The following is a 24,006-nucleotide window of genomic DNA, read 5'->3' as shown; positions in this document are numbered from 1 at the left end:
CGCTTTGCCCAAATTCAGCGAATTTAGGCGACAGAAACAATGGATATAATGCAATGAACGTGAATTACACCGTCTTCAACAATCTGTATCAGGACTCGGTCTCCCTGATGCAGATCTCTTCACAAATCAGTAAGCTACCTGGGATTCATCAGGCCTCGGTGGTGATGGGCACGCCCACCAACCTGGGGCAACTGCGCGATGCCGGGCTGGGCGACGATATCCAGGCCGGGCCTAACGATCTGATCATCGCCGTGCAGGGCGACACGCAGGCCTGTGCCGACGCCCTGCTGCTGGCGGAGCAACGTCTGAACAGCAAGCCGGAAGAGAGCGGCGGCGAGGGCATCAAGACGCCAGAACTGGTCAGCCTCGCCATGGCTCAGGAGGTGATGCCGGACGCCAACTTAGCCCTGATCTCCGTGCCCGGCGATTACGCCGCCGCCGAGGCGCTGAAGGCCTTGAACCTTGGCATGAACGTGATGATGTTCAGCGACAACGTCAGCCTGGAGCAAGAGCGGGCGATCAAGCTGCATGCCCAAGCCTGCCAACGCATGGTGATGGGGCCGGACTGCGGCACCGCCATCGTCAACGGCACACCGCTGGGCTTCGCCAACGTGGTGCGCCGCGGGGCGATCGGCCTCGTCGCCGCCTCCGGAACCGGGCTACAGGAGGTCACCTGCCGCCTCGATCAGCTCGGGACGGGCATCTCGCAGGCATTAGGCACCGGCGGGCACGATCTCAGCGAGGCGATCGGCGGCCTCTCCATGCTGTTCGGCCTGCAGGCGCTGGCGGAGGATGACGACACGCAAGTCATCGTGTTGATCTCGAAGCCGCCGGCTCGCGCCGTCGCCGAACGCATCCTGGCGCAGGCCCAATCCGCGGCGAAACCGGTGGTGGTCAACTTCCTCGGCGCCGCACCCGAGACTATCACGCGCCCGAACGTCACCGCCGCGCCGACCCTGGCCAGCGCCGCCGATATCGCCGTCGCGCTACTCAACCAGCAGGCGCTGCCGCCAACGCAGCCGACGTTATCCGCAGCGCAGATGGCCTCACTGCAACAGGCCAGCCAGGAGCTCAACGCCGAACGTCAGGCCATTCGCGGCGTCTTCGCTGGCGGTACCTTCTGTTACGAAGCGCAGCTCATCTGCCAACAACAGGGGCTGATCGCTCACTCCAACACGCCGATCGCCGGCAACGCCCCCCTGAGCGACATCTGGCGCAGTCATGACCATACCCTGATCGACATGGGCGACGATGACTTCACCCGCGGCAAGCCCCATCCGATGATCGATCCGACGCTGCGCAACCAACGCCTGCTGGCGGAGTTGCGCGATCCCAGCTGCGCCGTGGTGCTCTTCGACCTGGTGCTGGGTTACGGCGCCGCCGACGCCCCGGCGCAGGCGCTGCTGGAGCAACTGACGCAGATCGACCGGCAGCACGCTCCGCTGCTGATCGCCCATGTCTGCGGCACCGAGGCCGATCCGCAGTGCCGCAGCCAGCAGATCCAGGCGCTCCGTCAGGCCGGCATCCTGGTCGCCGATTGCAATGCTCAGGCCGCCCAATGGGCCAGTTACGTCGCACACATTCAAGCTCAGAAGAAAAAGGAAGTAAGCGCATGAACACCTTATTTAGTCAGCCGTTAAAGGTCGTCAATGCCGGGCTACAAAGCTTTGCCAACACCATCCAGCAGGTCGGCGGCGAGGTGATCGCCCTCAACTGGCAGCCGCCCGCTCAGGGCGACATCGCAACCGGTCTCGATCTCGCCACCCTGCTGGCGCACCCGCTCGTCGAGCAGGCCAACCAGATCGCCATGGCGCGTTACCTCGAGGCACAGCCGGTATTGATCGACGTCATGAGCGCGCGCGAGGCGATCCCGGCGCTGGCGCAGCAGAAGCGTATTCTGCATGCCGGTCCGCCGATCGACTGGCAGGCGATGTGTGGTCCGGTCAAGGGGGCGATCATCGGCGCCATCCTGTTCGAAGGCTGGGCCGATAGCCACCAGGCGGCCGAACGCCAGATCACGACGGGCGAAATCAGCCTCGAACCCTGCCATCACTACCACGCTGTCGGACCGATGGCAGGGATCATCAGCCCGTCGATGCCATTATGGGTGGTGGAAAATAAAAGCAACGGCCAGCGCACCTTCAGCAACTTTAACGAGGGGTTAGGCAAGGTGCTGCGCTTCGGTGCCAACAGCCAGGAGGTGCTTACCCGCCTAAGCTGGATGCGCGATCAGTTGGCTCCGGCGCTCAAGGCCGCCATCCACCAGCTGGGTGAGCTGGAACTTAAGCCGTTGATGGCGCAGGCGCTGCACATGGGTGACGAGGTGCATAACCGCAACGCCGCCGCCACCGGGCTATTGATCAAGCGCCTACTGCCCGCCCTGCTGGCCTGCGACCTGCCTTTGCCTCAGTTGCAAAGTAGCGTCGCCTTTATCACCGCCAACGATCACTTCTTCCTCAACCTGTCGATGGCGGCCTGTAAGGCGATGATGGACGCCACCGCCGGGGTGCCTTTCAGCTCACTGGTGACGGTGATGGCACGTAACGGGGTGAACTTCGGTATCCGTCTATCTGGCACCGGCGATCAGTGGTTCCAGGCCCCAGCCAACGCCGTCGAGGGGCTGTTCTTCCCAGGCTATGGCGTCGATGACGCCGCCGCCGATCTAGGGGACAGCGCCATCACCGAGACCGCGGGGGTCGGCGGTTTCGCCATGGCCTCCTCGCCGGCCATCGTGAAGTTTGTCGGCGGCACCCCGGCCGATGCCACCAACAACAGTCGACGTATGCAGGCCATCACGCTGGGGAATAACCCCGCCTTTACCCTGCCGGCGCTCAACTTCGCCCCCACCGCCGCCGGCATCGACGCCCGCAAGGTGGTCGATCGCGGCATCCTGCCCATCATCAACACCGGGATCGCCCACAAGCAGGCGGGCATCGGCCAGATCGGGGCGGGGATCACCACCGCGCCGATGCCTTGCTTTAACGCGGCGATCCGCGCCCTGGCCCAACGCGTCGCCCAAGGAGAAGCACAATGAGTAAGCCATTAGCCGTCGTCGCCGTCGGCGGTAACGCCCTGATCCAGGATGAGCGACGCAACAGTATTCCCGATCAATATGCCGCCGTAATGGAAAGCGTACGGCACATCACCGATATGGTCGACGCGGGCTGGGATCTGGTGATAACGCATGGCAACGGCCCCCAGGTTGGCTTCATCCTGCGCCGTTCCGAGTTGGCCAGCGACGAGATCGCCCCTGTCCCGCTGGATTATGCGGTCGGCGACACCCAGGGCGCCATCGGCTACATGTTCCAAAAGGCGCTACACAACGAGCTGGCGCGGCGCGGCATCGCCAAGCCCGTCGTCACCCTGGTAACTCAGACGCTGGTTGATGAGCACGACGCGGCCTTTAACCAGCCGAGCAAACCCATCGGTGGCTTTCTCGACGAGGCGTGTGCGCGAACGCGACAACAGCAACTTGGCTGGAGCGTGATGGAGGATGCCGGGCGCGGTTGGCGACGTACCGTCCCCTCGCCGGCGCCGTTGGCGATCATCGAACATGACACCATCGCCCAACTGGTACGTCAGGGATACATCGTCATCGCCTGCGGCGGCGGCGGTATCCCCGTGGTGCGCGACGCACAACGGCAGCTGCGTGGGGTCGAGGCGGTGGTCGACAAGGATCTCGCCTCCGCCCTGCTCGCCAGCCAGCTCGGCGCCGACCTACTGCTGATCCCCACCGGCGTCGAACGCGTCGCGATTAACTTTGCCACACCGCAGCAACAGTGGCTGGATCACCTCGATCGCGCCCAAGCGCGGACATTGCTCCAGGCCGGCCAGTTCGGCGTCGGCAGTATGCAGCCCAAGATCGAGGCGATCCTCAACTTTATCGACGCCAGTCAGCAACGCGGCAACAACGCCCGTGGCCTGATCACCACGCCGCAGGCGATTAAAGCGGCGCTGGCGCAGCAGAACGGCACTTGGATCATCCCATAAATTTCATCGGAGAACAGCATGACCACCACCACCCTACTGGCCGTTAATGGCACCCTAATGCGCGGCCTGGAACTCAACAAGAACATGCAACAGGCGGGCGGCGTCTTCGTCCGTGAGGATCGCACCGATGCCCACTACCGCCTATGGAGCATTAACGATCGCCATCCGGGCATGATCCGCGTGGCGCAAGGCGGCACACAGGTCGAACTGGAGATCTGGGCACTGCCGTTGGCCAGCTTTGCCGAACTGCTGATGAGCGAACCAGCCGGGTTGACCATCGGTAAGGTCAAGCTTGCCGATGGCAGCGAGGTCTTAGGCGTATTGGCGGAGAATTGGCTCACCGAAGGACAGCGTGAAATCACCGACCTGGGCAGCTGGCGCAAATACACCGGACACTACCACACCGTGTAACGTGCCTTTTAGAGGGAACAAGCTATGCGTAAAACAGCAGCGAATCTCAACACCGCATCGGGCTTTCACATCGCGATGATCCTCCTGGGGATCGCGGTCACGCCGGTGTTACTCTCCTCCTCCAGCCTGGGGAATCAACTCTCCAGCAGCAACCTCATCACCGTGGTACTGCTGGGCGGGCTGATCCTGACCGTCCTGGCGGCGATCACCATCAGCGTCGGCGAGAAGGCGCGTCTCCCCACCTATGGCATCGTAAAGTATGCCTTCGGCGAACGGGGCGCCATCGCCATCAACGTACTGATGGCGATCAGCCTGTTCGGCTGGATCACCGTCACCGCCAATATGTTCGGTCACTCGGTGCATGATCTGCTGGCGCAACATGGCCTGACGTTGCCAGTACCGCTGCTCGTCGCGGCAGGCAGTGTGATCTTCGTCGCCTCGACGGCCTTTGGTTTCGCCGTGCTGGGCCGCGTCGCGCAGATCGCGGTACCGATCATCGCGCTGATGCTGTGCTATATCCTGTATATCGCCACCCAGAGCACGACGAGCGTGCCGGATACCGTCGCCAGCATGAACACCGGCGTAGCGGTCTCGACGGTGGTCGGCACCATCATCGTGCTGGTCGCCACCCTGCCCGACTTCGGTAGCTTCGTCCACGATCGTAAGCACGCGCTGATCGCCGCCATCATCGCCTTCCTGGTCGCCTACCCGCTGCTATATTGGGCCGGTGCAACACCGAGCGCGCTAAGCGGTCAAGGCTCATTATTGGGCGCGATGGCGGTATTCGGTGCGGTGTTACCCGCCGCCCTGCTGCTGATCTTCGCCTGTGTCACGGGGAACGCCGGCAACCTGTTCCAGGGCACGCTGGTGCTCTCCACCCTGTGGCCGAGCCTGCCTAAGTGGCAGATCACTGTGGCGCTGGGGGTGCTCTCCACCCTCCTCGGCAGCCTGGATATCATGGCGTGGTTCATTCCCTTCCTGCTGTTCCTCGGCATCGCCACCCCTCCGGTCGCCGGGATCTATATCGCAGACTTCTTCCTCTACCGCCAAAACGGCTACCAGGAGACGGTGCTTAGCCAGGAGCCTGCCGTTAAGTTGCTGACCTTCGCCGCCTGGATCCTCGGCGCCGTCGTCGGCTTCCTCACGGTGAAGGGGGTCTTCACCCTGACGACCATTCCCTCGCTCGACTCCATTTTAGTGGCCTGTGTCGCCTATGCGTTGCTCAGTCGAGTCAACCAACGGCGTTAATTCCCGCGTATAATAGGCGCTATCACGGCTGAACCCATACCGGGTTCAGCCGCTCTTTGCCGACAGGGAAGCCCTATGTTCATCTCCGACGAAACCCTACGTATCATTCAGTTAGTCGCCCGCCATCAAAGCATCACCAGCGCGGCCGAGCAGTTGAATAAGGTGCCATCGGCCATCAGCTATACCATCAAAAAGAGTGAAGAGGCGCTCGGTGCGACGCTATTCCTGCGCAAGGGGCGCTATATCGAACTCACCCCGGCCGGGCGTTACTTTATTGAACATAGCCGCACCATCATCGGCGACATGGAGGCGTTGCGACGCAACACCGTGCTGATCCACGACGGCGTGGAGCGGGAGATCGCCATCGCGGTCAACAATATTATTCCCAATACCGTGCTAGTGACGTTTATCCGCGATTTCGAACAACAATTTCCCACCACCACCCTCACGGTCAATCTTGAGGTGTATAACGGCTGTTGGGACGCCCTCTACAGCCGCCGTGCCGATCTGGTCATCGGCGCCCCTCACGCCGTGCCCAGTAGTGAGGGCATCATCAGCGAGGCGTGTGGGCAAATGGAGTGGGATTTCGTGGTCAGCCCGCTCCACCCGCTGGCCGCCGCGCGCCATCCGCTGGAGAACGCCGAGCTCCGCCACCATACGGCGGTCTGTATCCGCGATACGGCGATCAATTTTCCTCCGTTACAGGCCTGGCTGCTTGAAGGACAAAAGCCGCTGTTCGTCCCGGATTTTACTACCGCCATCGCGCTGATCGAACAGAATGTCGGCATCGGCTATATTCCCCACCATCTGGCGCTGCCATTACTGAATAGCGGCCGCATCCTGAAAAAACCGATGCGGGAGCACAAGCACGCCACCAAACTCTTTCTGGCGGCGCGCTCCGATGGTATGGGCAAGGTGGGTAACTGGTGTATGGATTATCTACAACATCCTAGCATCATCGCTCGCCTAAGCGGTGGCTAAGCGCTCCTCCTCACGATCTCGCCGGGATCAGGCGCCACGACAGCGCGGCCAACAGAAACAGGATCAGGCTGGCGATGATCAGTACCGTGCTATGCGCCGACAGAAAGGCCTCGCTGGCGATGTTGAGCACCGTCTCCCGATTATCCGGGCTCAGCTGTGCGGCCACCTGGATGGTCTCCCCCAGCGAGCTACCGAACTCGGTGGGAGCCATCTCGCCCAGACGCTCACGCAGATTGCCGACATAGAACAGCGACAGCAGGATCCCGAATAGGGTCACGCCGAGGCCGGTGCCCAACTCATAGGCCATCCCTTCGATCGCCCCCACCGCCGCCGCCTTATCCTTCGGCGCCGCCGCCAGGATGGTCGAGGTAGCCGACAGGAACGCCATCTCCAGGCCAACCCCCAGCAGGATCATCAACAACGTCGACGTCACATAGGCTGCCGTCACATCGATCAACGCCAGGCTCAGCATGGCCGCGCCCCCCACGACTAATCCGATACAGGCCGTGAGTTTAAAGCCGAGTCGGTTTAGCAGCATCACCACCAGGAAGGAGGAGAGGCCAAACGACAGAATAAAGGGGAACATGAAGAGGCCTGCCTGTAACGGCGAATAGCCATGAGTAAACTGCAACTCTTGCGCCATTAACAGCTCAAACCCCACCACCGCCACCATCGAAAATACCACCACCACGGTACTGGTCGACACCAACGAGTTGCCAAACAGGGAGAAGTCGATCAGCGGATGCTCACTCCGCAGGGAGAAGCGGATGAAGCCATACATCACCAATAGACCGATGAGCAACACCGCCAGGTTAAAAAACGTCAATGCCGCGAAGACATGCTTAAGACCGAAGACGATGGCGATGATCGCGCTAATGAATACCAGCGCCTGCAATAGATTGATGCTTTGCCGGTTATTTGTCTCTTGGCGTCGCAACAGATAGACCATCAAGGGGATAGAGAGCAGCACGATGGGAATATTGATCAAAAACACTAACGTCCAATCATAATGATTCAGGATATAACCGCCGACTAGCGGCCCCAATGCCGCGCCACCACCGCCGACAAAGGCCCACACGCCGATCGCCCTATTACGCTCGGCACTCTCGGTAAAGACATCGCGCAGACAGGCGAGCGTCGCCGGTAAGATCATCGAGGCCCCCAGCGCCAACAGCGCTCGGGAGGCAATCAGCATCTGCGCGCTCTGAGAGCGCGCCGCCGCCAACGACGCCAAGCCGAAGATCAGCACGCCGACCAGCATCAGCTTCTTATAACCGATGCGATCACCGAGGCTGCCCATCGGTAACAATAATCCCGCCATCAATAAGGCATAAATATCGATTACCCACAGCAGCTGATTACTGGTTAAATTCAGGCTACGGTTTAACGTCGGCACTGCGACATGCAAAATGGTCGCGTCCAGCGACACGGGCAAGTAGACTAAGATAATAACGAATAATACCGTTATCTTTTTTAACGTGAACATAAAAAATCTTTCCATCCCGAAGTGGTGCACCGATCGGCGCGTCGTTTATTCGGCCTTAAAATAGTATTTAACAAACTCAGCAGAGTGCGTCTCCCAGACGATCGGCGTCCCTTTACGAATAATCCAGCTATCCCCTGGGTGATAAGTCTTACGCTCGCCCGTCGCGCTATTGGTTAGGGTCACACTCCCCTGCAACACGGTCGCTAACTCTGAGAAAGGAAATGTCATACTGAACTTATTCTGCTTCACGGCAAAATAACCCGCATCGACGCGACGCGCTGGATCATTAATAAGATATTTACCATAGATTTTCCCATCACCGTCAAGAAGGGTGGCCTGCAGCTGCGAGAGATCGCCCCAGTCATCCAGCTGCGCTAACGTCATATCGGAGCGCGCCTTATCCAAGATAGCGAGCGGTTCAGCAGACGTGGGAGCCGCATAGGCCTGACCCGTCAGCGAGAACAACGCCGTAGTCCACGCCAAAAATAATATTTTCATCGTTTAATTCCTTTAAATAATGACCGGGGTGACTCAGCACATCGGATACCGGCTATAGCGTGGCGACTCATCCGCGTGGCAGACAACTTGCAGTAGGATGACGTCGCTAACGGTATAGCCTCACGGAGATTAATTGCGTCCGTTACGCGTCACGATACAGTGGATAGTCGACATACCCTTTGTGTCCACCGCCATATAAGGTCGTAGCGTCCAATGTATTCAGTGGGAGATCCTCCGCTAAGCGGCGCGGTAAATCCGGATTCGCGATAAAGGGTCGACCAAAACCGAATATATCGCCGACAGCGCTGGCTAACATTTGCCGTGCCTTGTCCGCCGTATACAGACCGCTATACATAATCGGTGCCGAGAACGCCTTCCTCAATGCGCGGCGAAACGTTAATGGTAGCCCCTCGCTACCTTGCCAATCGGGCTCGGCGATAGAGAGATAACCGATACGTAAATCCTGCAAAAGTTGCGCGGCGGCGATATAGGTTGCCTGGGGATCGGCTTCCACCAACCCCAAATAGACGCGCTCCTCATCCGTCGAACTGAATAGCGGCGAAAAGCGCACCCCGATACGCTGGCTGTCATAGACCTCACTCACCGCCTGCACGATCTCCCGCAAGAAACGTAGGCGATTGTTCAGCGAGCCGCCATACTCATCGCGACGCTGGTTTGTGTGCTCCGAGATAAACTGATTGATTAAATAGCCATTAACGGCATGTATCTCAACGCCATCAAACCCCGCCTGTTTGGCATTGATCGCGGCCTGCTTATACAGCGTAACCAACGCCTTCACCTCGGCAGTAGAAAGTTCGCGTGGTTCCGAGGGCGGTACCAGTTTTCCTTCACCTGGCGCCGTTTCAATAAAGACCCGCACCGACGTAGCGGACAATGCCGAGGGCGCAACGGGCGGCTGACCATCCGGTTGTAACGCGACATGCGAGACACGCCCCACGTGCCACAACTGGCAAAAGATCAGCCCACCCTGTTGATGCACACGCTCCGTCACCTGACGCCAACCGGCGATCTGCGCAGCACTATGGATCCCCGGCGTCCAGGCATATCCTTGACCACGAGGCTCGATCTGTGTGCCTTCGGTAATCATCAACCCGGCACCGACACGCTGTTGATAATATTCCACCATCAGAGCACCAGGAATATTGCCGGGTTGCTCACTGCGACAGCGTGTTAAGGGCGGTAGCACGATCCGATTCTTTAAATCCAGATCACCTAAGCGTAGTGGAGAAAAAAGGGTATCATTCTGCATAAATTAAATTAATCCAATTAAATAGTAAAAAACACGCTGACACTACGGAGATAAAATATAGGCCGAGATGTGCCGCTCCAGCGCCTGCTCGGCTTGTTCGATAAGGGCATGATAATGGCCGGGCAAATCAACCACCTCTTCAGCGATGGTGTTATACAGAAACAGCACCTCCGACGCCTTTACGCCATTAAAACTGGCGACATTGGCATTAAGATGTTGTGCCATATGTTGGTCATTAGCTCGCTTAATAAATCCCCTCTCGGTCTCCCCGACTAAGGCAACCCAGAGGATTTTTTTCGCCGGCGGTGAACTCCCGGCACCATAGGTGATGCCATGATTCTAGACCCGATCGATATATCCCTTTAATATTGCCGGCATGGCGTACCACCAGACGGGAAAGATGATAATCATTAAATCATTAGGGGATAACTCGCTGGCTAATTGCTGCACCTGGGGTGAATAGATCTTGCCTGGATTATGCCAATCGGGCTCATCCGCCTCGCCTAGTCGGGGATCAAACCCTACACGATATAAATCTGTCTCCCGCACGCTCATGTCATAGGCACTCGCCCGATCTTTTACGCGCGCGGCGATCTGCGCGGTCAAACTATCGGCACGTGGATTAGCCCAAATCATATGGATCTTTTTCATCTTGTTCCCTCTGATTCCTGGATTCATTATTCAACGGGGGGTCGCCGCGAGATGTCCCTCATACAGATAATACTCCTCGACTTCATCTTCATCCCGCCAATAGAACGTCTCACTCGCGATCTTGTGCAGTCCCTTCTTCTCGTAAAATTGATAATTCGACGAGCTATCCGTAAAGACAAAAAAGGTATCGATACCTTGTGCCTGTAGATAGGTAATAAATTGATGGTACAAACGGTTCCCGAGTCCTAAGCCGCGGAACTGGGCATCGATGGCAAAGAAATTCAATGACGCATGATAGTGACGATGTGTACGCTGCAATAACCGCTGATTGACGCGTAACGTATCAATATATTGCGCAAACACCTCACTTTTACCATTACGAGCGATCAACGCCGACATCGCCGTCAATCGCTTATAGCTAAATTGACTCTCATAGAGAAAGTCGGGCGATTGGCCGACGGTAATAATGCCGATGATCTGCTGCGCGCAGCGCGCCACATAAATTTTTTGCGATGAGAGAATAATGTCATTTAAAAAATACTCGGCCATCGGCGAGACCTGATCATCCTCCAGCCAATCGTCATACTCCCATGTTTTAATAATCAACGTGGTCAGTTGGGCATAAGCGTCGCCATCGATCTGCGAGAGTTCGGCTATCTCAATAGAATTCATCACCGTAGCATTTCCTTATTATTAGGTTGTCCCTCGTCCAGCGCATCGTTTTCGCCGCGCGAGCACTCAGGTGGCGTGTCTCAGTCAGCGTCACGCGAGTAATGTGGGCACTATACACACAATTGAGCGGTTGCTCAATATTAAAAATGAGCAGTCGCTCAATTTGAGCACGATGATTTAATTCAAATAAAATCAATGAATTACATGATTGACGTGAAAATATCTTGAGGAATATCAGCAGGAAAGGCTCAACAGATCCCATCTCGGCATGCCCCGCCCCCCTACAGCGCGGCCCGCGGCTACAGGCGTGTCAACGTGGGTGCAACTATGCGAGTCACAATGAATGAGTGGTATAACGCGGTACAGTATTTTGCGCTGACGATGCCCCGCCGGCGGCGTCGACTGCGATCGATCCAATCTGGCCGTCATCGCCACGATGATTCACTGGGGAGTGACCCTAAGAGGAGAGGCATGCGAATGGGGCGCAGCGGCTCGATGGTGGTATGCGAGATCCCGTTGACTAGATGGCGATCCCCCGACCATCAACACCACCCGCAACCACACCACCCGGCCGCCACAGGCCGAAGATCGCCAGGTTGCAACGGCAAGTCGCGGGGCATCATCAACGGTGTTGTCCGTGAGGTCGTCGCTCAGTCAGATCTCGACGCGCAAGAGGAAAGCGGGACAGGAGATGCCATCGCGCTCGCGATCATGGCGCGCGGAGAGAAAAGGCTCATGGCGCGAGCCCCTCCTCACATAGACGCGCCATGCTATCCTCGCCTGCTCTTCCCGCCCGTGCGGCGGGTCGAACGGCACATGGGCCTTTCAGCCCTGGCGCGCCTTAAAGCGAGGATTGCTCTTACAGATGACATACAGCTTGCCGTGGCGACGCACAATACGGCAATCGGGGTGGCGCTGTTTCGCCCTCTTTAACGAAGCCAAGACCTTCATCCGCGCGTCCCCCCGGTCAGTGCGCCGAAACGGCGGGTAAAGCGGGCGACCTGTCCATCCTGACTCACCTGTTTCTGCTTCCCGGTATAGAAGCTGTGCGAGGCGCTGGAGACATCCAGGGTCACATAAGGATAGTCGCGACCATCATGCCAACGGTAGCTACGCTGAGTGGCAATGGTGGAGCCTAGCAGGAAGAATGCATCGGCCGCGATGTCGTGGAACAACACCGGACGATACGCCGGGTGGATACCTTTTTTCATCTCAACTCCATTTTGTTATGTTATAACATATGATTTTGGCAGTGTAATGGAAGTCACCACGGATTAGCAAGCCCGGATATCACGCCCGATCACAGCGCGGCCCAAGTCATCGGAGGGAGAAGGCGTCCTATCAAGGCGCACTGCCTGGCGTCGCAGGGACACGCCAACCCACCATGGCGCACTGCGAGATCCCTAACGCCGCACAATGTTAAATAATTTTCATTTACACTGTTACCGATATTGATTAGCGTTATCAACAAAGAGCCCGCTCACGGTATTATCGTCAATGAAAACTCACTACGCCTCATCGTTGCCCCTCGACACGCGCCAGGGAGACGTTGCCGCCGCATCAGCGCATGATGCCTTGGCAACGCTGCCGGTGGACCACAGCCACACCATGCAAAGCGCCTACCGCCGACAGCTACGACGACGCTTGGCACTGCTCGCCATCTTGTTGGCGGCCATCGTCGCCTCGCTGCTACTGGACTTCGCCCTCGGCCCCTCTGGCCTCTCCCCGGCTACGCTATGGCACACGCTCTGGCACCCCGACGCCGCCGATCCCGCGACGCGGGTCATCGTCTGGGATATCCGTTTACCCTATGCACTGATGGCTTTGATGGTCGGCATGGTGCTGGGATTGGCGGGCGCCGAGATGCAGACCATCCTGAATAACCCGCTGGCCAGCCCCTTCACCCTGGGCGTCTCTTCCGCCGCCGCCCTCGGCGCCGCCCTGGCCATCGTGTTGGGGCTATCGCTGCCCGGATTGGATGCACAGTGGGCGATCTCCGCCAATGCTTTCCTCTGCGCCCTACTGGCCACCCTGTTGCTGTATGTCGTCAGCCGCTGGAGTGGCGTCGCCACCTCCGGCGTCGTCCTGTTCGGCATCGCATTGGTCTTCACCTTCAACGCCCTGGTCGCCATGCTGCAATTCATCGCCAGCGAAGATACCCTGCAAGGGCTGGTGTTTTGGACCATGGGCAGTCTGGCGCGGACCTCCTGGACAAAGTTAGCGTTATTGAGTGCCACCTTACTGCTCTTGCTTCCCTTCTCCCTACGTAGCGCCTGGCAACTCACCGCGCTACGCCTCGGGGAGGAGCGCGCGAGCAGCTTTGGCATCGACGTCCGCCGGCTGCGCCTGACCACCCTGCTACGCGTCAGCACCCTCTCGGCGCTGGCGGTCGCTTTCGTCGGGCCGATCGGCTTCATTGGTTTGGTGGCGCCGCACATCGCGCGCCTCCTATTCGGCGAAGATCATCGCTTTTACCTGCCCGCCAGCGCCCTCTGCGGAGCATTGGTACTCTCCTTGGCCTCCGTCGCCGCCAAAAATCTGTTCTCCGGCGTCGTGCTACCCGTAGGCATCGTCACCGCGCTGGTCGGCGTCCCCTTCTTCCTCAGCATCATCTTTCGTCATCGGGGGCGTGTATAATGCAGGGTCTACAGATCGATGCCTTGAGCGCTGGCTATGGTGCGCGTACGGTCATTGAACGCCTCAGCGTAGAACAGCTGGCGCGTGGACAAATCTGCGCCTTACTCGGCCCCAACGGCTGCGGAAAATCGACGCTGTTGCGCGCGCTGGCCGGGCTACACCCGGCGCACGGTAGCCTGCGGCTCAATGGCCAACAGTTAGTGGGCCTGACACCGGCGCACCGTAGCCGCCAGGTGGTCTATTTGCCGCAGTCGCTGCCCGATGGCGTACGCCTGAGTGTGCTGGAGTCAGTCTTGGTGGCACAGCGCGCCGCCGGTGAGGCGCGCGCCGACCCGCAGGCTGTCTTGGCGCTACTGACTCGCCTCGGGATCGACCATCTGGCGCTACATCATCTCGATGCCCTCTCCGGCGGGCAAAAACAGCTGGTTGGACTGGCACAATCGCTGATCCGTCGCCCCGCGTTACTGTTGCTGGATGAGCCGCTCAGTGCCTTGGATCTCAACTACCAGTTCCATGTGATGACGCTGCTGCGCGAGGAGACTCAACGACGTAACATCGTGACCCTCGTCGTGTTGCACGATCTCAACATCGCATTGCGCCACGCCGATCACGCCTTGTTACTCGCGCGCGGGCGGTATATCGCCGACGGGCCACCGCAGTCGGTGATCACCCCGGCGCATCTGGCCCAGGTCTATGGTGTCCAGGCTCGCGTCGAGTCCTGCTCCTCAGGGCATCCCCAACTGATAATCGATGGACTCAGCACGCCGCCGCTACGCTAGCCCTCCGACTCGCTGCGCCACGCCTGCGCGCCGCAGCGAGTCCTATCGCCCTCTTAACGCTTAGCACGCGTCATATCCGCCCTTGCCACCACGGCGCCATGTCCCCCTATCCTTAGATCTGCACATCACCATGTCTCAATGCCTCCACGCATCCACGCATCCACGCATCCACGCATCCACGCATCCACGCATCCACGCATCCACGCATCCACGCATCAAAAAATAACCTTCACAAACATAATGTTATATTTTTTTATGGCGAACGCCGCGTCCCCTCTGGCTTCGCCCCATTATGAAACAATTTGCAACATTTATTCGTTTTCTCACCCCAACCATTCTCGCTAACATCAACTAAATGAGAATCATTACTATTATCATTAATAATTATGTTGGAATTATCACTCTCTGCTAAGTTAGCTCGCCAGCCGGTATTTGGCATTCTCAACTCACTGCTGCATCCGATGCTGGTTGAGATGATCGCCTGCGCCGGCTACGACTTTGTCATCCTCGACATGGAGCACCTGGCTCACGACGAAACGCGACTACAGCACTGCATCCAGCTTGCTCAGAACCAGGGCTGCGCACCGCTGGTACGCGTCCCTGACGCCACGGCCAAGCGTATCGGTCGGGTGTTAGATCTCGGCGCCCACGGCATCGTACTCCCCCAGGTCGAATCCATCGAACAGGTACGCACGGCACGCGATGCCATGCGCTTCCCACCACTCGGACGGCGCGGTATCACCGGTGGCAGCGTCACCGGCTTCGGTAGCCGTCCGCTGGACGACTATCTACACCAGGCCAATCAAGGGTTGGTTCTCATCCCGATGATCGAGTCGCCTGCCGGGCTGGCCCTACTCGATGAGCTACTGGCGCTCGAGGGCGTCAGCATGATCCTCGAGGGCGCGCTAGACCTCGCGCTCAGTCTGGGGTTGGGTGCCCAGCCGACTCATCCGCTGGTAACCCGCCAACTGCGCCGATTGGCCCGCCGCTGCCGCGCCGCCGGCATACCCTTCTGTGCCAATCCGCGCAACGAGCAACAGCAAGCCTACTGGCAACGCGCCGGCATCAGCGCCTGGCTATGCGGCGAGGACCGTGGCCTGCTGTTCCGCACATTACGCCAACGGCGCGACACGCTCTGTGCCGCGACATCCCGCGGCACCTCTCGCGCCGCCCTCACCCTGTAACACGGATACTGCCTATGTCTCACTCTGCACCTCTGGTCATCGTCAGCCATGTCGTGAATGCCGCACTCATCGATGGCTTTATTCCTGCGGCTCAGCGGCTGGGATTACCCATACTGCTGCTCACCGATCGCGCCGCCGCACACCGCGCCCGACTCGACAGCAATATCGATCTGACGGCATGCGACGTCTTTAATCCGCTCGCCATCCTAGAGACCCTGACGGCGTTGGGAGTTACGCCTTGCGGTCTATTCAGCAACAGTGACCATCTCCAGAGCGCTTGCGCCATCGCCGCGGCCGCCCTCGAACTACCGGGCAAGCCATGGCCGATTTGCTACGCCGCCAAAGAGAAGTGGCGCATGCGCCAGCGGCTGGCGCACCTAGGACTCCCCTCCGTCTGGTCGTTGCCATTGTTGCCCGATACGCCCATCGACCCCGACTGGCCGTGGCCCTTAGTGCTGAAACCCAGCCAAGGCGTGGCCTCGCTGCACGTCACTCGGGTAGAGAACCCCGCGCAATTAGCCGCGGCGCGCGACGCCTTCCCGCCCGGCAGTACGATTCTGTTAGAGCAGTATCTTCCAGGCCCCCTGTTTACTCTCGAGACACTAGGCGACGGTGAGCGGCTGATCGCCATCGGTGGCTTTGACGTCACCCTCGGTGCCGCCCCCTATTTCATCGAGACCCAGGCGCACTGGCCGGGGGAGCAGAGTCAACGCTGGCAAGCTCAAGCGCTGGCGCAACTACAACGCTTCGGCGTCGGGCTCGGTGTATGCCACAGCGAATTCATCGTCGGTCCACACGGCCCCGTGTTGGTTGAGATCAACTATCGCAGCATCGGCGATGGAAGAGAGTTTCTCTTGGATCGCCTACTGCCCTCAGGCTGGTTCGCCCCTATTCTGCGCCTCCATCTCGGCCAGGCATTACCCGAGATCGAGCTGCCTGCGACGGTGGCACTAATCCACTATCTGGTCGCCGAGCGCGCTGGCACCCTGCGTCGTCCACCGGCACCGCACTGTCCGCCCGGCGTCAGCTATCAAGCGCTGCGTCGCCGTGGCGAGCGCATCCAACAGACCCACTCCAACAAAGACTATCTGGGCGTGCTCTACCTGCAAGCGGCGGATCGACCGCAGCTACAAGCGCTGAGTGAGCAGGTCCTGCCCTCACTAACCTGGGAGATCGCGCAATGAATCAACGCCACTATATTACGCAGCGCATCATCGACGCCTGCCTTCGCGAGGATGTCGCCAGCCTCGTGAGCCAGGCGACGCTGCGCCAAGAGGGGGATATCCACTGGCTGTACGCCACGCACCTCTCCGTCCCACTGCGCCTGGCTGTGCTCCCGCATGACTATATGCAATCCTGGCGCGCCGCCGCCCCCCACTGGCAGGAGCGGCACGCCGGGGAGTGGCGTGACTGTTCAGGTTACGAGGCATGGCTGACACGCCTGACACCGGCGGACGATCCCGAGGCGCGCCAGCTGTATGCCGCCTACCGTGCCGAGGCTGACGCCGCCTGTCAGCAGGGGGAACTCTGCCGCGCCATCTTCATCGAACAGGCTGCCGCCTTAACACCCGATCTGGCGCGCTGTAGCTGGGGCGAGCGTCTACGCCATGCCGATCGCATGGCCAGCTTCCTCGACCACCCCTATTACCCCACCGCCCGCGCCAAGTTCGGCTTCAACGCCGAGCAATTACGCGCCTACGCCCCTGAGTTTGCTCCCAGCTTCGCCCTGCGTTGGCTGGCCGTCCCCCGCGCAGCCGTGACCCTTTGCGACGATCAGCCGCTGCCAACCTGGTGGCCGCAACCGGCACAGGTTGGGCTGGATCCTCGTCTCGTCGCCCACCATATCCTGCTGCCGGTACATCCACTGACCTGGCCACAGCTCGACGCGCTACCGCCCGGCAGCCTGGCGGCGCCCGCGGCGTATCTCACGGTCTATCCCACGCTATCGGTCCGCACCGTCCAGCTCGCCGACGACCCCACTTGCCATATCAAGGTTCCCTTGGCGATGCGCACCTTAGGGCAGAAAAATCTACGTCTCATCAAGCCATCGACGCTGTATGACGGGCAATGGTTCGCCGACCTTCTGCCACGGCTGGCGCGACGCGATCCGTTACTGTGCGGACGTCTACGCCACGTCGACGAAAGCGTTGGCGCTCACGTCGGCGACAACAGGCTACTGGCCTTCCTGCTGCGCCGCTACCCGGCGCCTCGCGCCGACGAAACGCTGGCACCGGTGGCAGCCCTCGGCAGCCAGCTACCCGATGGACGCAGCTACCTGCGCTTCGTGCTCGATCAACCCGGCATGCCCTCACTCACCGCATGGTGGCAGGAATACTGTTCGCTAATGGCCGAGGTCCACCTGACCCTCTGGCTACGTTACGGCATCGCGCTAGAGTCCAATCAACAAAACGCCATGCTCAGCCTGGTTCCCGGTCAGCCACTGACGCTGATGATGAAAGACAACGACGCCGCCCGCCTATGGCCGCCTCGTTTTCGAGCCGCCTGCCCCGATCTGGCCGAACGCCTCGTTCTGCTGCGCGACGAACGTATCTGCGTGGATGACGAGCAGGCGCTGGCGCAGATGTTCATTACCATCACCTTACAACTCGATCTAGCGGCCGTGCTGGAAAGCCTCGCCGCCGCCGGTGAACTGGAGCGTTCCGCCGCCTATCGAACACTGCGTCAAGCCCTGGCACAAACCCTGGAGAAGCTGGCGAGTCAGGGCGTCGAGACCGCTTTTGCGCGCCACGTGCTGTTCGACGATCCCCGTCAGCCGGTGAAGTATCTCCTACAAAGCGGCAGCCTGCTCAGTAAGCGCGCCTCGGGGGCGGCGGACATCAATAAGTTTTATGGCCACAGCGGCCCGAACTTCCTGCGTAGCGAGACGGCGTAGCATGGTACCGATCCTGCCTATCGTTCTGGCTTGCCATTTTCTCGCGGCGTTCACCGTCCTCGGCGTACCGCTGTTTCTGCCAGCCCTGCTGCGCGGTTTCCACATTGCGCCCGCCAGTCCCTGGATCGGCCTGCTCTACACGCTACCGACGGTCGTCATGGCGCTGAGCGCACCGTTCTGGGGGCGCTTCGCCGATCGCTATGGTTGCCGCCTGTCGTTACAACGAGCGCTGCTGGGGCTAACGCTGGCCTTCATCCTGGCTGGCGCCGCGCCCTCATTGCCTTGGCTGATCATGGCCTTACTCCTGCAAGGTTTGGCCGGTGGGACCTTAGCCGCCGCCAATGGCTACCTGTACCGCCACTACCCGGGTGAAGCGTTGGCGCACGCGCTCAACTGGACGCAGTTCTCTGCTCGACTGGCCCTGCTAAGCGCCCCACCACTCCTCGGATTGGCGCTGGGGCAAGACGGGATACACGCGGCGCAAACGCTCTGGCTATGGCTCGCGCTGTTGCCGCTGGCTGGCTTGTTGCTCAGCCTGGGATTACCGGACGATCAGCGCGTGCACCACGCGACACCGAGCGCGCTCCCAAAGCGACGCAGGCGCGCATCCCCCTCTTCCGCGCCGACGGATTACGGCATCCTGCTCACGTTACAATTTCTGTTCAGCTTCGCCATGGTCACCACCTTTCCCTATTTCTTGCCCTACGCCCAGGGCTGGGTCAGGCAACCGGCGCTGATCGGCGTGCTCTATAGCTGGCCTCATCTGCTGTATCTGTTATTGCTCCCCATGGTGCAACGGACGCGCGCGACGCGGCGCCCGCTCGCCTGGGGACTAGGCATGTTGGCGCTGTCCGCCCTATGGCAAGGTCACCTCACCACTATCGCCGCGTTACTGGCTGCCCGTACCCTCTTCGGACTGGGAATGCTGATGACCTATATCGGCCTCAATCGCCACATCGCCACGCGTCTGCGTGACCACGATGCCGCCTACCGTCTGGCGCAATTGGACGCCAGCGCCAAATGGGCCGGCGTCGCGGCAGGCCTGTGTGCTGCCGGCTTAAGCGCCCGCTTCTCGCCGGCCGCCCCGTTTATCGCCTCTGCCGCCGCGGCCCTGGCCGCGCTGGCGCTCTGCCTGCTTTTCCCCTTTAAGGAGCCTTGCCATGACTACCGATGCCCTGACGCCTAACCCTGTCGCCAGCGAGCAGCGCGAGCCTTACACGGCGGCCTGCCACGCCACTTTTACCGCCCTGCTCAATTGCTATATCCGCGAATTCGCCCTCGGCGACGACGGCGTACATCTGTGCCCACGTGGCGACATCCCCCAGGCGTTGAGCTCTCCCTTAATAGAGGGCGAGCCCATACGCCTGACGCTTCCCGCGAGCGCCTGCCTCTTGGCCGTCAAGGCGCGACGCTGGAGCCTGCTGGGACGTGGTGACTTCGATCAGGTCCCCTTTGTGAAACGCTTTGGCCAAGCCTGGCGGCCGCTGACGCCAACACAGGCCTGCGCGCTACTACAACGCGAGATGGCCGCACGCCTTGGGGTGGATCATAACGCGGAGTTGGCCGAGCAGATCGCCAACAGTAGCGCCGTGACGGCGACCTTCCTGGCCGACGACTTCCGCCCGACGCCCGACTACATCGGCAGTGAGCAGAGCCTGATCTGGGGACATCCGCTGCACCCCAGTCCAAAGAGCCGCAGCGGCGTCGACCCACGCGCCCTGCTGGCCTGTTCCCCCGAGGTCGGCGCCCGCTTTCCGCTGTTCTGGTTTCGCATCGATCCCTGTCTGCTCAGCCAGCAAGGACACGACGACATCGGCGCACTACTGTACGAATTGAGCGGTGCGCACAATCTGTACCCCTGCCATCCCTGGGAAGTCGAGCACATTATGCGCTCTCCGCTGTACCTCCGCGCCGTCCGCCAGGGGATGATCACCCCGCTCGGCGCACGCGGCACGGCGCTGCTACCGACCTCATCGGTGCGTACCCTGTTTCACCCCACCTTACCGTGGTTCCTCAAATGCTCGATCCATGTACGGCTGACCAACTGCGTGCGCAAGAACGCCTGGTACGAACTCGAGAGCGCCGTCACCCTAAGCGCCCTGCTCGACGACGCCTTCCGGTGGCTTGAGCGTGCAGTTCCCGGCCTGAGCATATTGCGCGAACCCAACGCGACGACCCTCGACTTCAGCCCCCTCGCCCAAGCGCACGAACAGGCGGCGGTATGCCACCTGCAAGAGTGTTTCGGCATCCTGTATCGCCAGGCTCTGCCCCCCAGCGTTCGGCAGAGCGACCAGGCGCACCTAGCCGGTACTCTCTTTGGCCTCGACCGCGACGGTGACAGCCCGCTGCGCCACCTTATCCGAGAACTGGCCGCCCTACGCGGTCTCGAGTACGCGGAGACGGCGCAACTCTGGCTGGATCGCTATCTGAGCCTGCTACTCCCCAGCGTCCTGTCGGCCTTCTTCGACCAGGGGATCGTCTTCGAGCCGCATCTACAAAATGTGTTGATCGGGCTGGAAGCGCACCTGCCCTGCCGCCTGTGGCTACGCGACCTGGAGGGAACCAAGCTCGATCGAAGCCAATGGGATGCCAGCCGCCTGGCCTCCCTGTCCGACGCGGCTCGCCAGTCGGTGTGGTATAGCCGCCATCAGGGTTGGCAACGCATCGCCTACTGCCTGTTCGTCAATCACCTCTCCGAGGCTCTATTCCGCTTGGCGGACGGCGATCGCTCGCTGGAGCAGCGCCTCTGGGATCGCCTGGCGCACCATCTGCAAGCCTGGCGCCATCAGCCGGAGATCGCCGCGCTACTGGCAGGCGCCCCGCTCCCCAGCAAAAACAACCTGCGGACGCGACTACTGCAACGTCGCGATCGGCAGTCCGACTACACCCCCTTAGCCCATCCGATGAGGAGCCGTCCATGACCCCCGCCGTACGACGTGAAATCCGTAAGCTGCAACAGCAACACAGCCCGTTTTGTGCTTATCTGTATGATCTCACGGCGTTGCGTGAACGCATCGCCGACATGAAACATCGGCTACCCATAGGCTGTGAGCTATTTTACGCCGCCAAGGCCAACGCCGAAGCGCCGATCCTACGCACCCTGGCACCATGGGTCGATGGCTTTGAGGCGGCCTCCGGGGGGGAGCTGGCCTGGCTCGCACAGCAGTCGCTGGACAGCAAATTACTGTTCGGCGGCCCCGGCAAATTGACCAGCGAATTGGCGTTAGCCTGTGAGCTGAAAGTCGACGCCTTGCATGTCGAGAGCCTCGGCGAGTTGCAGCGCCTGGCCATGCTGGCCGAGCAGCGGCGCCAGGTACTGCCCCTGTTATTACGGATGAATATCCCCTTACCCGGCGGGACAGATACCCCGCTGATGATGGCTGGCAGGCCGACGCCCTTCGGCCTGGACACCACCGATCTGGCCGCGGCGCTGCGGTTGATCGCCGACTGCCGCTGGCTGAGGCTACGCGGGTTCCACTTCCATCTACTCTCCCACCAACTCAGCGTCGACAACCATCTGGCATTGATCCAGCACTGCCTGACACAGGTCGGGCAGTGGTGCCGGCAATTTCAGTTATCGATCGAGATGGTCAATCTCGGCGGTGGTTTCGGCATCAACTACCGCGATCCGAGCCACCACTTCGACTGGGACGACTTCTGCCAACGCCTGCCCGCCGTCCGCCACGCCTGCCAGGCGACGTCCTGGCTGCTGCGCTTCGAGTGTGGACGCTACATCAGCGCCCCCTGTGGCTACTATGTTATGGAGGTATTGGACATCAAACGTAACTTGGGCGAGTGGTTCGCCATCGGCCATGGCGGCACTCACCACTTCCGCACCCCGGTGGCCCAGGGGCACGACCATCCATTCCAGGTGGTACGCCGCGAGACGCCCGCGCAAATCCGCGATCAACGCGTCACCCTCGTCGGCCAGCTATGCACGCCCAAGGATGTACTCGCGCGTCGCCAACCCATATCCGCACTGGCTCCGGGTGACTGGCTGGTCTTCCCGTTGGCGGGGGCCTACGCCTGGAACATCTCTCATCGGCACTTCCTGATGCACGCCGCGCCGCACACGGTTTGGCTGGCATGAGACCCATGGCCACCATCCTGTCCCGATCACTATCTGCATGAGATCCGTTATGAAGCCCATGTCTTTCATGCCCTGGTTGCTCGCCCTGATGCTGGGGTGCGCCGTACCGGCACTACGCGCAGCCCCCCTGACGCTCACCGATCTGGCCGGACGTCAGGTCACCCTCAATGCGCCCGCACAGCGCGTGGTGCTGGGCGACAGCCGTCTGTTACTGGCGATGAGCCTGTTGCGCCCCAACGATCCGCTACGCGGCATCGTCGCCTGGGATGACTCACTGCGTCGACGCGCGCCGGACATGGCGCGCCGCTACGCCCAGCGTTACCCGCACCTGGCGCAGATCCCCGTGTTCGCCAACCCCTACCGCAGCGATCTCAGCGTCGAGTTTCTGCTGCCGCTGCGTCCCGATCTGGCCATCTTCGATCTCGGCCTACTGCCTCGGCTGCGGGAGAGTGGCACCCTGGATCTATTAGCGCGTAGTGGCGTCGCGACGCTGTTCATCGACTTCCGCCGCCAGCCGTTGCATAACACCGTTCCCTCCCTACGTCTGCTGGGCGAGGCCCTCGGTGAGTCGGCCAATGCCGAACGCTTCATCGCACATTACCAGCAACGACTCGCCCGCGTACAACAGCGCATCGCCACTCTCCCTGACGACGAGCGCCCCGGCGTGGTGTTCGAAAACCATGCCGGCATGACCGGTAATACCTGCTGCGCGGTCTTCGGTCGCAGCGGTTTCGGACGCTTCATCAGCGCCGCCGGGGGCCGCAACCTACTGGCTGACCGCGTTCCCGAGCACGGCGGCGACATCAATAGCGAACAGTTGATCGCCGCCCGCCCCGACTACTACCTACTCAGTGGCGCCGACTGGACCCGGCGCGGCGGCCTGTCGTTGGCGGTCCCCCTCGGCTATCAGGCCAGTGAGGCCGACACCCGCCCACGTCTACAACAGCTGTTGACGCGGCGCGGCTTCGACACGCTGCCGGCCGTCCGCCAGGGGCGGGTGATGGCGGTGTATCACCAGTTCTATGACAGCCCGTTCAACGTCATCGCCCTGGAGGCCATCGCCAAGTTCCTCCACCCGGCGCGTTTCCACGATGTCGATCCACAGCGTGACTTGCAGATCTGGTACCGGCAGTTCGCCGGTATCGACGTGCATGGCCTGTTCTTTCTCCAGGCCGATGCGGCGTCCTGAACGCCACCAACCGGCGGCGTAGTACGC

The 24,006-nt window shown here is 60.7% G+C and carries 23 protein-coding genes; 15 read left to right on the top strand and 8 right to left on the bottom strand.

The window, feature by feature from the left end; all coding sequences use genetic code 11:
• Window positions 1-53: 53 nt before the first annotated feature.
• From fdrA to ACEQFP_RS02020, 6 genes are all read left to right on the top strand, one after another.
• Entirely contained in the window at window positions 54-1,616 is a 1,563-nt protein-coding gene (gene fdrA, locus ACEQFP_RS02045) for an acyl-CoA synthetase FdrA (protein ID WP_035597940.1), read from the top strand.
• Window positions 1,613-3,034, top strand: coding sequence for a DUF1116 domain-containing protein (locus ACEQFP_RS02040; RefSeq protein WP_370547408.1), 1,422 nt, complete (start codon window positions 1,613-1,615; stop codon window positions 3,032-3,034). Before fdrA ends, ACEQFP_RS02040 begins: the two co-directional genes overlap by 4 nt.
• Window positions 3,031-3,990 (top strand): carbamate kinase, encoded by a 960-nt coding sequence (locus ACEQFP_RS02035; RefSeq protein ID WP_116605216.1) that lies wholly within the window; start codon window positions 3,031-3,033, stop codon window positions 3,988-3,990. The genes ACEQFP_RS02040 and ACEQFP_RS02035 overlap by 4 nt, the downstream gene beginning before the upstream one ends.
• Before the next feature lie 18 nt (window positions 3,991-4,008).
• Window positions 4,009-4,401: a hypothetical protein gene (locus ACEQFP_RS02030; RefSeq protein WP_035597932.1), complete on the top strand. Its 393-nt coding sequence runs from the start codon at window positions 4,009-4,011 to the stop codon at window positions 4,399-4,401.
• A 24-nt stretch (window positions 4,402-4,425) separates the two neighbouring features.
• Window positions 4,426-5,649: a cytosine permease gene (locus tag ACEQFP_RS02025; RefSeq protein WP_370547407.1), complete on the top strand. Its 1,224-nt coding sequence runs from the start codon at window positions 4,426-4,428 to the stop codon at window positions 5,647-5,649.
• 75 nt (window positions 5,650-5,724) lie between these two features.
• A complete protein-coding gene (locus ACEQFP_RS02020; RefSeq protein ID WP_034164297.1) occupies window positions 5,725-6,630 on the top strand; it encodes a LysR substrate-binding domain-containing protein in 906 nt (301 codons plus the stop codon).
• A gap of 10 nt (window positions 6,631-6,640) precedes the next feature.
• On the opposite strand, the gene ACEQFP_RS02015 is transcribed toward ACEQFP_RS02020, so the two are convergent.
• The 8 genes from ACEQFP_RS02015 to ACEQFP_RS01980 all read right to left on the bottom strand — a co-directional run bounded on the left by ACEQFP_RS02015 (window position 6,641) and on the right by ACEQFP_RS01980 (window position 12,418).
• Window positions 6,641-8,116 (bottom strand): MFS transporter, encoded by a 1,476-nt coding sequence (locus tag ACEQFP_RS02015; RefSeq protein ID WP_370547406.1) that lies wholly within the window; start codon window positions 8,114-8,116, stop codon window positions 6,641-6,643.
• A gap of 45 nt (window positions 8,117-8,161) precedes the next feature.
• Window positions 8,162-8,614: a cupin domain-containing protein gene (locus tag ACEQFP_RS02010; protein WP_370547404.1), complete on the bottom strand. Its 453-nt coding sequence runs from the start codon at window positions 8,612-8,614 to the stop codon at window positions 8,162-8,164.
• Window positions 8,615-8,756: 142 nt separating this feature from the next.
• Window positions 8,757-9,884, bottom strand: a complete 1,128-nt coding sequence (locus ACEQFP_RS02005; RefSeq protein WP_370547403.1) for an alkene reductase — start codon at window positions 9,882-9,884, stop codon at window positions 8,757-8,759.
• A 42-nt stretch (window positions 9,885-9,926) separates the two neighbouring features.
• Window positions 9,927-10,109, bottom strand: coding sequence for a hypothetical protein (locus ACEQFP_RS02000; RefSeq protein ID WP_370547402.1), 183 nt, complete (start codon window positions 10,107-10,109; stop codon window positions 9,927-9,929).
• A 114-nt stretch (window positions 10,110-10,223) separates the two neighbouring features.
• Complete coding sequence (locus ACEQFP_RS01995) at window positions 10,224-10,535, bottom strand: NAD(P)H-dependent oxidoreductase (protein ID WP_370547401.1); 312 nt, start codon at window positions 10,533-10,535, stop codon at window positions 10,224-10,226.
• Window positions 10,536-10,565: 30 nt separating this feature from the next.
• Window positions 10,566-11,207 carry an N-acetyltransferase gene (locus ACEQFP_RS01990; protein ID WP_047059698.1) on the bottom strand — a complete coding sequence of 214 codons (642 nt, stop codon included), beginning with the start codon at window positions 11,205-11,207 and terminating at the stop codon, window positions 10,566-10,568.
• A gap of 825 nt (window positions 11,208-12,032) precedes the next feature.
• Window positions 12,033-12,158, bottom strand: coding sequence for a type B 50S ribosomal protein L36 (ykgO, locus tag ACEQFP_RS01985; RefSeq protein WP_005286868.1), 126 nt, complete (start codon window positions 12,156-12,158; stop codon window positions 12,033-12,035).
• The gene (locus ACEQFP_RS01980; protein ID WP_005286872.1) at window positions 12,155-12,418 is read right to left on the bottom strand and encodes a type B 50S ribosomal protein L31; all 264 of its coding nucleotides are present in this window, start codon (window positions 12,416-12,418) and stop codon (window positions 12,155-12,157) included. Before ACEQFP_RS01980 ends, ykgO begins: the two co-directional genes overlap by 4 nt.
• Window positions 12,419-12,815: 397 nt before the next feature.
• Between ACEQFP_RS01980 and ACEQFP_RS01975 the strand changes: the two genes are divergently transcribed.
• From ACEQFP_RS01975 to ACEQFP_RS01935, 9 genes are all read left to right on the top strand, one after another.
• Window positions 12,816-13,844 (top strand): iron ABC transporter permease, encoded by a 1,029-nt coding sequence (locus ACEQFP_RS01975; protein ID WP_068871056.1) that lies wholly within the window; start codon window positions 12,816-12,818, stop codon window positions 13,842-13,844.
• On the top strand, window positions 13,844-14,623 hold the full coding sequence (locus ACEQFP_RS01970) for an ABC transporter ATP-binding protein (RefSeq protein WP_097364555.1): 780 nt from the start codon (window positions 13,844-13,846) through the stop codon (window positions 14,621-14,623). Before ACEQFP_RS01975 ends, ACEQFP_RS01970 begins: the two co-directional genes overlap by 1 nt.
• A 386-nt stretch (window positions 14,624-15,009) precedes the next feature.
• Window positions 15,010-15,807 carry an HpcH/HpaI aldolase/citrate lyase family protein gene (locus ACEQFP_RS01965; protein ID WP_005286887.1) on the top strand — a complete coding sequence of 266 codons (798 nt, stop codon included), beginning with the start codon at window positions 15,010-15,012 and terminating at the stop codon, window positions 15,805-15,807.
• A gap of 14 nt (window positions 15,808-15,821) precedes the next feature.
• Window positions 15,822-16,991 carry a siderophore biosynthesis protein PvsA gene (locus ACEQFP_RS01960; protein WP_370547400.1) on the top strand — a complete coding sequence of 390 codons (1,170 nt, stop codon included), beginning with the start codon at window positions 15,822-15,824 and terminating at the stop codon, window positions 16,989-16,991.
• A complete protein-coding gene (locus tag ACEQFP_RS01955; RefSeq protein WP_370547399.1) occupies window positions 16,988-18,700 on the top strand; it encodes an IucA/IucC family protein in 1,713 nt (570 codons plus the stop codon). The genes ACEQFP_RS01960 and ACEQFP_RS01955 overlap by 4 nt, the downstream gene beginning before the upstream one ends.
• Window position 18,701: 1 nt before the next feature.
• Complete coding sequence (locus ACEQFP_RS01950; RefSeq protein ID WP_370547398.1) at window positions 18,702-19,886, top strand: MFS transporter; 1,185 nt, start codon at window positions 18,702-18,704, stop codon at window positions 19,884-19,886.
• Window positions 19,861-21,621, top strand: a complete 1,761-nt coding sequence (locus ACEQFP_RS01945; protein ID WP_005286899.1) for an IucA/IucC family siderophore biosynthesis protein — start codon at window positions 19,861-19,863, stop codon at window positions 21,619-21,621. Before ACEQFP_RS01950 ends, ACEQFP_RS01945 begins: the two co-directional genes overlap by 26 nt.
• The gene (locus ACEQFP_RS01940; protein WP_068870921.1) at window positions 21,618-22,790 is read left to right on the top strand and encodes a type III PLP-dependent enzyme; all 1,173 of its coding nucleotides are present in this window, start codon (window positions 21,618-21,620) and stop codon (window positions 22,788-22,790) included. Before ACEQFP_RS01945 ends, ACEQFP_RS01940 begins: the two co-directional genes overlap by 4 nt.
• 49 nt (window positions 22,791-22,839) lie before the next feature.
• Window positions 22,840-23,979 (top strand): ABC transporter substrate-binding protein, encoded by a 1,140-nt coding sequence (locus ACEQFP_RS01935; protein WP_370547397.1) that lies wholly within the window; start codon window positions 22,840-22,842, stop codon window positions 23,977-23,979.
• Window positions 23,980-24,006: the final 27 nt, after the last annotated feature.

Origin of the sequence: Edwardsiella sp. A.80236 (assembly GCF_044540725.1) — a bacterium.
Lineage (GTDB): Bacteria > Pseudomonadota > Gammaproteobacteria > Enterobacterales > Enterobacteriaceae > Edwardsiella > Edwardsiella tarda.
Note: the sequence above shows the minus strand (reverse complement) of the source record. Positions and strands in the feature narration are given on the sequence as shown.